The 12,285-nt window shown below is 56.3% G+C and carries 9 protein-coding genes; 8 read left to right on the top strand and 1 reads right to left on the bottom strand.

Annotated elements, in window-relative coordinates; genetic code table 11:
- Positions 1-187 precede the first annotated feature (187 nt).
- A complete protein-coding gene (locus tag P3T25_RS27115; protein WP_429359717.1) occupies positions 188-394 on the top strand; it encodes a hypothetical protein in 207 nt (68 codons plus the stop codon).
- A gap of 232 nt (positions 395-626) precedes the next feature.
- On the top strand, positions 627-2,024 hold the full coding sequence (locus P3T25_RS27110) for a hypothetical protein (RefSeq protein WP_429359715.1): 1,398 nt from the start codon (positions 627-629) through the stop codon (positions 2,022-2,024).
- Between the two features lie 539 nt (positions 2,025-2,563).
- On the opposite strand, the gene P3T25_RS27105 is transcribed toward P3T25_RS27110, so the two are convergent.
- Entirely contained in the window at positions 2,564-3,286 is a 723-nt protein-coding gene (locus tag P3T25_RS27105; protein ID WP_429359713.1) for a helix-turn-helix domain-containing protein, read from the bottom strand.
- Between the two features lie 581 nt (positions 3,287-3,867).
- On the opposite strand from P3T25_RS27105, the gene P3T25_RS27100 reads away from it, so the two are divergent.
- The 6 genes from P3T25_RS27100 to P3T25_RS27075 all read left to right on the top strand — a co-directional run bounded on the left by P3T25_RS27100 (position 3,868) and on the right by P3T25_RS27075 (position 12,259).
- Positions 3,868-5,550 carry an FAD-dependent monooxygenase gene (locus P3T25_RS27100; protein ID WP_429359711.1) on the top strand — a complete coding sequence of 561 codons (1,683 nt, stop codon included), beginning with the start codon at positions 3,868-3,870 and terminating at the stop codon, positions 5,548-5,550.
- 37 nt (positions 5,551-5,587) lie between these two features.
- Entirely contained in the window at positions 5,588-5,998 is a 411-nt protein-coding gene (locus P3T25_RS27095; protein ID WP_429359709.1) for a VOC family protein, read from the top strand.
- A complete protein-coding gene (locus P3T25_RS27090; protein ID WP_429359707.1) occupies positions 5,982-6,779 on the top strand; it encodes an alpha/beta fold hydrolase in 798 nt (265 codons plus the stop codon). The genes P3T25_RS27095 and P3T25_RS27090 overlap by 17 nt, the downstream gene beginning before the upstream one ends.
- A 116-nt stretch (positions 6,780-6,895) precedes the next feature.
- Entirely contained in the window at positions 6,896-8,083 is a 1,188-nt protein-coding gene (locus tag P3T25_RS27085) for an alpha/beta hydrolase family protein (protein ID WP_429359705.1), read from the top strand.
- Positions 8,084-8,255: 172 nt separating this feature from the next.
- Positions 8,256-10,112 carry an acyl-CoA dehydrogenase gene (locus P3T25_RS27080; RefSeq protein WP_429359703.1) on the top strand — a complete coding sequence of 619 codons (1,857 nt, stop codon included), beginning with the start codon at positions 8,256-8,258 and terminating at the stop codon, positions 10,110-10,112.
- Positions 10,113-10,159: 47 nt separating this feature from the next.
- A complete protein-coding gene (locus P3T25_RS27075; RefSeq protein WP_429359701.1) occupies positions 10,160-12,259 on the top strand; it encodes a 3-hydroxyacyl-CoA dehydrogenase NAD-binding domain-containing protein in 2,100 nt (699 codons plus the stop codon).
- Positions 12,260-12,285: the final 26 nt, after the last annotated feature.

Raw genomic sequence — 12,285 nt, 5'->3', positions numbered from 1 at the left:
GAGCGCAAGCGAGCCGCTGCCCTTGCTTGGAACTGCGGGATGGATTCTTTTCCCTCCGATTTCGCAGGCGGCGCTCCAACGATTCGCAACACTCGGACGTCTTGATGAAGACAGATTGAGGCACATCCAGACGCCGTCGGCTTGGCTCATAAATCCGCGCTGCATGCCGTACTGTTTCCGATGCCTCGTGCTGAATGACGCAGACGTATCGGCGCCGCGCTGGAAACATGAGTGGCTCGAGCCGACAGCCGAATTCTGCAGCGTGCATCACACGCTCCTGGAAACAGTTCCCGCCTCTGTATTTCGGCTGTCGGGTCACTTTGCTGCCGCGCTGCGTGCGATCGGCCGTTATCGCGAGATGCGTAAGTTCAAGGACTACCGCCGTTTGCGTTAGCGGAATTAACGGACACGATTAGCACTTCAACGGACATTATTAGCGAAATCTACGAACTTCAACACGTGCCGCCGACGGAAACCGTTGGACACCTCGCCTTATTGCCCGCACGCCAGCACCTACATCGGTGTAGCGGGGCGTCGCTCCGCAACATGCGCTCGTCGCAAGCCAGACGGCGTCATTGCCAAAATGCTTTTCTTGCTGAGCCCGACATAGCCCATGGAGTTCCAGATTGAAAGATCCTCGTAACAGCAATCGTCCCAAGGCGCAGGGAAAGACGTGGATTTCGCCGGATATCTTTGATGTCAATCTCAAACCGCCAGGTTGGCCTGATGACCCTGATCTACGACGGGGAGTGGATTGGCTCCTGAGCTTTGTGGACAAGTCGGTATGGCATCGTCGAAGATTCACGGCCCTGCAGCATTTTATGGACTCTGCCACCGGGGCAAGTCAGGGCCAGTCAGGCAAAGGGCGCTTCTTCGATGAGAAGGATCAGTTTGCCTGGTATCTTTTTCTGGGTCAGGCGTTCCTCGACCATCCGACGATATACGATTTCATGTACGGCAGTCGGGTCGTGCCGGTGCTAACGGCAATCGGGCGGGACGTTGAATTGCTCAAGGCAGTTGCAGGCGTGGAAGACCGTATCCGCAGAATGGTGACCAGCGAGAAGGGGCAGCCGAATGCGTGCCTGTTCGAACTGCTCGTAGCCGCAGCGTATCGCCGAGCCGGGGCGTCGGTTGCGTTCCTGAACGAGCGACCCGGACTCGCGAAAACACACGACATGGAAGTGCTGCTCGCAGGCACGCAGTGGGCGGTCGAATGCAAACGCATGGAAGGAGGCGAGTACTCGGAGAAGGAGCGGAGTGAGGCGAGAGCACTGTGGTTGCCCGTCGCTCGCGCGCTTCACCTGAAAGGACTTGATGTCCTGTGCGTGGGAGATTTCCATGTGGAGATGAGCAAGGTCCCACGCGACTACATCGGCAAGAAAGCCACGGAATGGCTTTCGTCAGGTGCTCGGATGCCGTTGACGTGGAATGACTCAATCTCTAAGGGCAAGATCGAGCGGCTCAATCTGCAGCCGTTGCAGACGGTACTGTCAACGGACAACGTCGCACTGAACAGCTCGCGACTGCTTGAACTACTCACAGGCCGATACAAACGGAACGCACGCGTCATCACGGCACTGAAGGTCAAGCTTTCCGACAACCCGCTCTACGTCGAAGAATGTTCCGGCGGCATCGTATTTGATTGGGATTGTCACAGCGATGACGCTGTCGGCAAGCGCGCCCGTGATGTGCTTAAGCGAATCTCCGACGGCTGCAGCCAGCTTCCAGACGGCAGGCCAGGGATAGTTCACGTCGGCTTCGAGGCCGTTGACGGAATGGATGTGGAGGCAGTGAGATACAGGAAGATTCTGAACTCTCTTGCCCAGTTCGATCCGAAGGGAAAGTCGCTTGAATACGTTTACGTGAACTGGTTTGTACCCGAGAGCCCGCCCGATTCGGCCATGGCCTTCGATGAGACCGCGCACTGGCATGCGATACGTCCGGCTAGGCCAAGACCTTTGAGTGACGGCTTCCTCATGCTTTCGACAGGCAGCGAGCAACGCAGCGGCGTCCACTGGTGTTGAAGTCCTTAAAAACTGCTAATCGCGTCCATAGATTACGCTAATGTAAGACTGCATTTTGGCCCGCGAAATAAGGCATAGCAGCGGTTTCGCACGCTTTCTAGGCGTTGCGTTTCAGCAACGCACGCTCGCTTGGATGTCGGTTGATTTTGCTAACGCGTTTGGCATTGTCCGCAAATTCGGCTAATGCGGTTGTAGAGGAGCGCAATAGGTGCATTCGCTTGAAGCGGCAGCAAGTGCAGATACCGGGGGTCATTTTTTTTGATGTTCGGAAGGTGCCCATCTCAGTGCGCAGATCAAAAACGCCATACGGTATGGCACTTTGTGTGTCACCGCGGCGGCCTTCAATATCCTTGTGTGGATGTTGGTCAGCGCGGCGTCGTCCTGCGTTTAGTCAGTCGTGTCGGGCAGCGAGTTCGCGTTGCGGTAGAAAAGCCGCGCTAGCAGACTCAATGGGCACGATTAGCGCGCCAACGGACATCATTAGCGGAATTTGCGAACTTCAACATGGAATTTGACATCAGTGGCGACGTGCATTGACATCAAGTAGGTTCCACTTGATCGTCCCCGCTACGCATGTGCGATCCATAGGCCCGGTTGACGACGACTAATATCTTCGCTCCGGTTGCGGCGCCTGCGAGATAGGCATGCGGTGTAGCGCTATCGAACAACGCGCTCGAACCGGCCTCCATGAGCTTGGGCTCCCGCCCTTCGAAGTGCAGCGCCAGCGTTCCAGATAGGACGTAGCAAAATTCCTCGCCACGGTGGCCGACCAGTCCGCCAACATCGCTTAGGTCTCGCGCATGCACGTCGATCGTCAATGATAGGGAATGGGCTGAGTCTTGGCTGTGCAATACCACGCACTCCATACCGCGTACCTGAGCGGAGTTGCCCTCGTCTGCATCGGTAAAACTCATCAGGCGTTCGCCTGACGCGAGTTTTCTTGGACCAACCAGATCGATCCAGTCAACGTCGAGAGCAATCATGATGCGCGCGAGCACACTGAAGGTAGGGGACATCTTGCTGTTTTCGATGCGGGAGAGCGTTGCGCCTGGGATGCTGGACAGTTCACTCAACTTTGCCAGCGAAAAGCCCTTGGCCTCGCGCAGCGCGCGCATCCGTTGCCCCAGCTCCTGAATCATGGTGTGGTCACCGTCTGCACGTCGCCAGCCCTTAGCGTCGGCGGCTTCCGGGGTAGGAAAGCGCTTGCGCGCGGTTGCGGTGCCGCTTTTCTTCGTTGCGACGGTGGTACTTTTCTTGGGCATTGCGGATTACATTCGAGGGAGCCACCCGGCTACAGGCAAACTCCAATTTATGAAAAAGCTTGACTTACCGATCCGTAATGGTAATCTACAGATCGGTAACCAATTCTATCGGAACTTTCAGCCGTCGGGGCGCCCCCCTGTTCGATTTGAAAGAAACCTCGCACGCGATGCGCCCCGCAAGCTGCGGCGCGCATCGCGCAGCAAGAATTGTTCCCTGCTTGCGAAGCCGGTGCGAAGGTCAGCAAAAGGTACGTAGGCGCGTATCCGGGAAAAGGAAGTTCATGCTACCGGCCGCAGGACATCCGGGGTATGAAATTTCGACAGGCCATGCGGATACTTACGAATATAAATAAGTTCTACTTAATATATTCGGAAGATTCCGAGTTTGGGTCGAATTGACTTGAAGTAACGCTTGCCACTCCAGACGATCGACTGAAATCAGGGGCGCGTCGTGCAAGCAGGAAGGCTATCGCCTGAACGCTGCATTTTGGTCCGCAGCCGAAGGCGCGACACACGCGAAATGCGTGGCAAGCTGTATTGGGGCGGCGCAGGAAAACACTTCGAACATATGAGGCGGTGTAGTGACCGCCAAACGTTTCATCGACGACATCATCACGGTATTCGAGGAGATTTACGTGAGCAAGAGCAACGACGCCTGCGGTTCATCCAGAATCAAGGTGCTCATCGTGGGCGGTGGGCCGGTCGGCATGGCGATGTCCGTGCTTCTGGATCGTTTCGAAATTGAGCATTTGCTCGTCGAACGAGGCGAGGGAGTAACTGATCACCCGAAGGCGAGGGGTTGCTCAACGCGCACCATGGAGTTATTTCGCCAGTGGGGCATTGAAGAAAAGGTCCGCTCGCGGGGGCTGCCTGACGGTACGGATGTCTTCGCGATGGTGGAATCTATAGCGGGCCATGAATACGGTCGGACCATTCCTGAGCTAAACATCGGTCAGTCTCCTTCGTGGAAAAGTATCGTATCTCAAGATGTGGTGGAAGAGGAGTTGCTCAAAGTTGTCCAGGCGTCAAAGTACGGGCGACTCCACTATCACACAGAGTTTCTCCATTTCAGCAAGTGTGAGGATGGCATCAACGTTACGACCCGCGACTTGAAGAGCGGTGCCGAGCGTGAGTGGTTGGCCGAATTCTTAATAGCTGCAGACGGGGCGGCCAGTAGCGTTCGTCGGCAGACCGATATCGAAATGCGCGGTCCTTCTACGCTGGCAGTGATGTCCAATGACTACTGGATGGCGGACCTGTCGGGTATTCCCCGCATCGCGACAACGGCCGGATATCGTGTCGCGCCAAATACCCCAGATGGAGAGGTGGGCGCAGTTCTGAACACAAACGGAAAGGACCGGTGGCTGAGCGTGAGCCGTGTTGGCACGGAAAAGGACGAGCGCGCCACTCCGAGGACCGACGACGAAGTCGTTCAACTTGCGCGCATCCAGGCTGGAATTCCGAACCTCGAGGTAAAGGTTATTAATCGCTCCGTGTGGCGATTAAGCAGACAGGTTGCGGCGAGGTTTAGCGACGGGAGGGTATTTTTGATCGGTGATGCGGCGCATCGATTTCCGCCAAATGGAGCATTTGGTATGAATTCCGGAATCCAGGATGCTCACAACCTCGCGTGGAAACTGAAGTTGGTATTCGACGGGAAAGCGGGTTGTGGTCTGCTGGACAGTTATGACAGGGAGAGACGCCCCGTGGCGGAGTCCAACGCAGACTTCAGCTTAGGAAACCGAAGCAGACTCGAGCAAACCGACGTTGCCATGCGCACTCGTAATCGGGATCAGCTGGAATTCTGGATCCGGGATACGAACAACCATGTTCACAGCTCCGGCCAGGATTTGGGCTTCAGCTATAGGGAAGGTGCCATTGTGCCGGATGGAACCGTGCCGATCCCATTGCAATCTCGCTATTACGTGCCTTCAGATCGGCCAGGGGGCCGCTTTCCTCATGTATGGACCAATCTGGCGCGAACCGAGTCCACTTTGGATTGGTTTGACAAGACATTTGTTCTGGTAGCTGGACCTAAAGCTGACGCGTGGTTGGATGCAGCGCGTGACGTATCGGAGAAAACCGGCGTGACCATCGAGACAAGACAACTGGATGTTGCAAATGAGGCAGACGGCTTATTGATGGGACTGCGAGGGGCCGTGCTGGTGAGGCCCGACGGACATGTTGCGTGGCGGATGCCATGGGTACCCTCTGATCCGGCCGCGGAACTGGCTTCTGTTGTAGACAAGGTTCTCTTCCGATAACCGAAGTTTCGCTCACTAAGGTGAAAAAGGATTCTCAATGTCGATTTCTAAAATTCATCACTTTACTATCAGATGTGTGCCGGATGATCTTCCGATACTTCTTGATTTCTACAGCAAATGCTTCCAGTTGACGACTGGACCGAGGCCGGCTTTTCCTTTCCCGGGTCATTGGTTGTATTGCGACGGACAGCCCATTGTTCATGTGGCAGGATGTTTGGATGAAAAAGGTGTCGATACTACCGGACCGTTGGACCATATTTCTTTTCGGGCGCACGGACTCGAAAAAACTCGGCAATTTTTCCGGGCGGAGGGCCTTTCGTTTGCTGAATTACCAGTGGAAGGATGGCCACTTCATCAACTGTTTCTATACGATCCTAATGGCCTGAAGCTCGAACTCACCTTCGATCTGAACGAGGAGGAGGGAAATAAAAATGGTCAGATTTTGTAGGGTTAACGACATAAATGTGGCGTACACGCTGTCTGGCAACGGACCACCACTTTTGCTCATGCACGGGGCAGAAGGTAGTCATCGAATGTTCGACCAGATCATTCCGCCTTTGGCTGAACACTTCACGGTAATCGCATATGACCAGCGCGACTGCGGGGACACTGAGAACCCGGAATCGTCCGCGTCCCTGTTCGACCTGGCGCAGGACGCGGAGGCTCTGCTGAGGGCATTGGGTTACCGGAAAGCTAATGTCTACGGCACTTCGTTCGGCGGCCGTGTGGCCCAGGTATTCGCGCTTTGTCACCCGGAATCCGTCGATAGGCTAGTCCTGGGAAGCACGTGGCCATTGCCTCACGCACTGGACGAGTTGAATGGTGACGCCGTCAAAGAAATCGCAACGCTGAGAGGTCGCTTGCCGGAAAGTGCAGAGGCGCTCGCCGAATATTTCTTTCCTCCATCGTTCCTGAACGTACAGCCGCATTTGAAAGATATTTTTAAAAGTGCACGGCCGGAATCTGAGCGTTCGCAGCGACGTTTCCGTGCGGTGGGCGATTGCCCCGCGCTTGATCCGGGTGACGTGGCCGCGCCAACGTTACTGATCGCCGGCGAACTCGATAGAGTTGTGCCCGCTCAGTTGACTACGGGCATGGCGACTATGATCAAAGATTCGGAATCCATCGTGTTGGATGGGGTTGGGCACGCCGGATGTTTGCAGGCTCCTGACGTCATTGCTCGGCACATTCGGCGCTTTTGCATTTCTACCGCGAAAAGCGGAGCCTGAGCCGAAATGTCCATGAGCCAGGCTGCGACGACGTTGCCGAGAAGTCGTATCAGGAATCGCGTGCATTTGTCGATTGAGTGTCGCGGCGGAACGACAATATCATCATGAATCTACCTATGTTGGCAGCCAACCAGCAACCTCGTTACGAGGGCCAAGGATGGACGCACTGGCCCGATCATCCTGAGCTGAGCCTGCAGTTTCTTCGCGCGCTCGGTGCCGCGCAAGAGGGGGCGGGCACCATTAGCGAATGCTTTCTCGCCGCAAGTCGCATGGTCCCCGGCAATCTCGAAAGTTGGTACCAGGAGTGGCAGCGTGTGGCAGAGGTCAACGTGCAGCGGGCGTGCGCAGCGCTCGCGGGCGGGCACTTGCATACGGCGAAGGCCAACTTCCTTCGTGCCAGCAGTTACTATCGCTCGTCGGAGTTATTCCTGGCGCCGAGCGATTCACGTCGGGAAGAGACCTTTCAGAAGATTCTCGCGAACTCGCACGCGTACCTTGGACTGATCTCACCGGTTGGCGAAATTCTTTCCGTCGATGTTGGCGACGGCACGACGCTCGACGCCTATTTTCTCAAGCCCTCCAGTGACGCGACGTGCTGGCCCACGATCATCTGCTTCGGCGGATTGGACGGATGCAAGGACGAGCTCCTGCCAAAGATGCCGCGATATGCTTTGTCTCGCGGAATGGCTTTGCTGCTCGTAGACATGCCCGGTCAGGGCGGCACACTGCGGCGACGGTTCACCGTCAATCGCGCGGATTCTGAAGTGCCGGTAGGGCGATGCGTCGACTTCCTCCTCACCCGCGCAGACGTAGATGGCGAGCGCATTGCCCTCTATGGCGCGAGCATGGGCGGGATCTACTCCGCGCGTGCGGCGTCGGCCGAGCGGCGCATAAAGGCTGTGGTGTCCGACAGCCTCACGTTCGACGTCTACGCGGAGCTACAACAGCGTCTACGCCAACCAGACGCTTCGATGTGGACGCACCTCAAGTGGGTCTACGGCTGCGGAACTCCGGAGGAGGTGGTGGAAAAAAGTCGAGACTTTCGGATGGCTGATTTCATCGGAAAGATAGAGTGTCCCTATCTGATTGTTCAAGGGGAGCATGACTTTCTCGGTTTGCAGACTGCTGTTGATGCATTCCTTTTCGCCAAAACCAGGGGTGTTCCGGTTGAACTCAAGGTGTTCGAGGCCGAGGAAACAGGAGCGTCGCATTGTCAGGCTGACAATCCTGCATTAGGCCAGGAGTTCATCTGCGACTGGATCTCCGAGAAGCTGGGCATCAAGCAATCGATATCGGGTCTCTAAATTGAGATGCAGGAAGGTCTTCTGACATCTTGGCGCCGCAGAAACATTGAGGCGCCGCAATTAACAACCAGGTTGTTCACATCAGGTTGAATTGATTGCCGATGCCAAGCCAGTTTGCCGGTTCAACAACTTTTTACGGAGTGCGAGGCACCAGCCTGACAGAGATGAAGCCATGAGAACTACCCTGAATTTCCTCCTCTACGACTGGCTTCGTGTTGAGACGTTGTGCGAACGTCAACGCTTCGAAGACCATTCTCGTGCTACGTTCGAGGCGGTGCTGGACACCAGCGAACGGATCGCGCGCGACCGGTTCGCACCATTCAATCGCCTGGTTGACTCTGAGGAGCCACAGTTCGATGGCGAGCGTGTCAGGTTGCCTGCGGCAACGCAGGCTGCAGTGAGCGCTTATGCCGAATCGGGCCTCCTCGCGGCTGGCCACGATTACGAGTACGGGGGAATGCAGCTACCGTATGTCATTGACATGGCGGCGAATTCGTTCTTCTCAAAGGCAAGCATTGGTTTGAGCGCTTACGCCATGCTTACCTATGCCAACGGCAATTTGCTCATGGCGTATGGAACGCCCGCTCAGCGAAAGGCATTTGCTGAGCCTGGGATGGTCGGACGTTCGATGGGAACCATGTGCCTCAGCGAGCCGCAGGCTGGCTCCAGCCTCGGCGATATTCTGACGAAGGCAGTACCGGATGGCGTGGATTTTGCGATTGACCCGCTTGGGCCGAGGTATCGGCTGAGTGGTAGCAAGATGTGGATTTCAGGAGGCGACCACGAGCTCAGTGAAAATATCATACATCTTGTTCTAGCCAAGATTCCGTGCGCGGACGGTAAACTGCCCGACGGGGTAGGAGGCATTTCGCTATTCGTCGTGCCGCGTAAACTTGTCGATGCAGAGGGCAAATTAAGCGGCGAACGGAATGATGTTGCACTCGCCGGATTGAACCACAAATTGGGTTACCGGGGGACGGTAAATACATTACTGAATTTTGGTGAGGGTCGTTATCCGGTGCGAAGCGGGGAGATGGCCGAAGCCAAGGCGGGCGCGTTGGGATATCTGGTTGGCGAGCCTGGTCAGGGACTTCATTGTATGTTCCACATGATGAACGAGGCCCGCATCAACGTCGGAATGGGGGCGACGATGCTCGGATACGCCGGCTACCTTGCATCCTTGGACTACGCTCGCAACCGCCCGCAAGGGCGTTTGCAAAGCACCCGAAGTAGCGATGTCCCAGTGCCGCAGGTCAGGATCATCGAGCACGCGGATGTAAAACGCATGCTGCTAGCACAGAAGTCCTACGTTGAAGGTGGTTTGGCACTCGGACTGTACTGTGCGCACCTGATCGACGAACGCAATACGGGAGACGTCGATTCCGCCCAGCAGGCGGATACGCTGCTCGGCATTTTGACGCCAGTTGCCAAAAGCTGGCCGAGCGAGTGGTGCCTCGAAGCCAACAACCTGGCGATCCAGGTGCATGGCGGATACGGCTACACGCGAGACTTTCAGGTCGAACAATACTGGCGTGACAATCGGCTGAATATGATTCACGAGGGCACCCATGGAATTCAGGGGCGTGACTTGCTAGGCCGTAAGGTGCTGGCCGGTGATGGCTATGCGCTTCACGTGTGGAGAAACCGCGTTGAAGCCGCGATAGAGGCCGCGCGGCCGCTCAGGGAGTTAAACGAGTTAGCGTCCACGATGAACAGCGCGCTAGACCGCCTGATGGTCGCTACCCGGAATGCATGGTCATGGGGTAATGCGCACGAGACGCTCGCTAACGCGACACCGTATCTGCAGGCATTCGGACACACCGTGATTGCATGGATTTGGCTTCAGGTGGCAGCGGCCGCAGTGCGCGACATGCACGGCAGCGGTACGTTGGGAAGCGACTTTTACCTAGGTAAGTTGCAAGCGGCCCGCTACTTCTTCCGGCATGAACTGCCAAAAACAGAGGCGTGGTTACATGTGGTGGCACAACGGGACCTCACCGCTCTGGATATGCAGGACGCTTGGTTCTGAACTGTGAAACCACAGGAATTCCATTTAACCACTGTCAAGGCAACTACATGTATTCGTTAGTCCATGTGAAACGACAAGGTTCGATTCTGGGCATCGAGATCGACAATCCACCAGTCAATGTCTTTTCACAACAGGTGAGATTCGAACTACGTGAGGCGTTTATTGCCGCAGCTGCCGATTCCGCGGTCGAGGCGGTCGTTCTCTTTTGCGTGGGCAAGACTTTCGTGGCGGGCGCTGATATCTCCGAGTTTGACCTCGATAGTATTCCGCAGCCGGACCCCAACGATGTGTTCGAGGCTATTGAAGCGATGCATTGTCCAGTAATTGCCGCTTTGCATGGTAGCGTGCTGGGTGGTGGCCTGGAGCTGGCACTTGCATGCCACTATCGGGTGGCGTTGGCTTCCACCCGGCTTGGGCTGCCCGAGGTGACTCTTGGCGTGATTCCTGGCGCTGGCGGTACTCAGCGCTTGCCGCGGCTCGCTGGCGTAGAGGCGGCGCTCGACATCATGACGAACGGAGCTCCCGTCTCCGCTCAACGTGCTTACGAGTTGGGCATTGTAGACATTGTGGTGGAAGATGAATTGTTCGCAGCGGCCTTCGATCTGGCGCGCGCTGTCATCGAGTCCGCGAAACCATTGCGTGTGGTGAGCACAATGCCCTTGGACAAACGGCAGATTCCAGAAGGTTTCTTTGACCGTTGCCGAAACAGCCTGCCGAAAGTAGACAGAGGCGGGCGAGCCGCGCGTGAAATTGTCGATTGCGTCGAGACTGGCTTGACCTTGCCCTTCGGCGCCGCACTGGAGCGCGAAAGAACGGCTTTTAACCTGTGCAAGAACTCAAGCGAGTCGGTAGCGCTTCGGCATCTGTTCTTTGCTGAGCGTGAGGCGGCACGCATTCCAGGTCTGGGTTCTACGAAAGTCGAGCGTCGAATCGAAACGGTGGGCGTGATAGGTGCCGGTACGATGGGTAGCGGCATCGCGATGAACTTCGCGAACGCGGGTATCCCGGTTATGCTCGTAGAAACCAACGATCAGGCCTTGAAACGCGGACTGTCACTGGTGCGCAAGAGTTATGAAGCTAGTGCGGCCAAAGGGCGGATTACACTGGAGCAGGTGGAGAAGCGCATGGCACTGATTGATGGGTCATTGGCGTACGCCGACATCGCGGACCGTGATCTGGTGATCGAAGCGGCATTCGAAAATATGGAGGTCAAGCAAACGATCTGTCGACAGCTTGGCGAAATTTGCAAGGCCGGCACAATCATCGCAACCAACACATCATCACTTGATGTCAACGTACTGGCGTCAGCGAGTGGGCGGCCGACGGATTTCGTCGGGATGCACTTCTTCAGTCCAGCCAACGTCATGAAACTGCTTGAAGTGGTTCGCGGCGATAAGACCTCGTCACAGGTTATTACGAGCGTCATGACTCTCGCAAAGAAGATTGGCAAGGTGTCTGTGATATCCGGCGTCTGTTATGGCTTCATAGGCAACCGGATGCTTGAGGGCTATCTTCGTGAGGCTGAGTTCCTGTTGCTGGAGGGCGCGAATCCTTTGCAGATCGATAGGGCTATCGAGGGCATGGGTATGGCGATGGGGCCTTGTCGAATGATCGACATGGCGGGCGTCGACGTGGCCGCCAAGGTGGTGCTTGAGCGCCAGAGGGCAGGTGGTTTGCCTGATGATCCAGCATACCGGTCGGTGGTGCGGGAATTGTTCGCGCGAGGACGTTTTGGGCAGAAGACGTCAATCGGTTACTACCGCTATGACGGGCGGACCGCCATCGATGACCCGGAGCTGGGCGCACTCTGCGCTGAACTGGCTGAACGTCACGGGATCGTTCGGCGCTCCGCGATTAGCGACGAAGAAATCGTTGAGCGCTGCATGCTGCCGCTGATTAACGAGGGTGCGCGCATTCTTGACGAAGGGATAGCGTATCGAGCCGGGGACGTCGATGTGGTTTGGGTCAACGGCTATGGTTTTCCTGCCTATAAGGGCGGTCCCATGCACATGGCCGACGTGATGGGCACCCACACGATTTTGTCTCGACTGTCTCACTTCGCCACCTCTCGGGGCAACGAATACGGATATTGGACAGCGAGTGACTGGCTGACTCGTCGAGCGAGGGCGACGAACGTAGCTTCATGATGAATCGTGTAGGAAGCGAATTGCTT

It is taken from the genome of Paraburkholderia sp. GAS32 (assembly GCF_050434225.1).
In the GTDB taxonomy this organism is placed as follows: Bacteria; Pseudomonadota; Gammaproteobacteria; order Burkholderiales; family Burkholderiaceae; genus Paraburkholderia; species Paraburkholderia madseniana.
This window is presented reverse-complemented; position numbering and strand designations above follow the sequence as displayed.

Coding starts and splice junctions, on each gene's coding strand:
- P3T25_RS27105 (WP_429359713.1), bottom strand. CDS start 3,286: ATGCCCAAGAAAAGTACCACCGTCGCAACGAAGAAAAGCGGCACCGCA.
- P3T25_RS27095 (WP_429359709.1), top strand. CDS start 5,588: ATGTCGATTTCTAAAATTCATCACTTTACTATCAGATGTGTGCCGGAT.
- P3T25_RS27090 (WP_429359707.1), top strand. CDS start 5,982: ATGGTCAGATTTTGTAGGGTTAACGACATAAATGTGGCGTACACGCTG.
- P3T25_RS27085 (WP_429359705.1), top strand. CDS start 6,896: ATGTTGGCAGCCAACCAGCAACCTCGTTACGAGGGCCAAGGATGGACG.
- P3T25_RS27080 (WP_429359703.1), top strand. CDS start 8,256: ATGAGAACTACCCTGAATTTCCTCCTCTACGACTGGCTTCGTGTTGAG.
- P3T25_RS27075 (WP_429359701.1), top strand. CDS start 10,160: ATGTATTCGTTAGTCCATGTGAAACGACAAGGTTCGATTCTGGGCATC.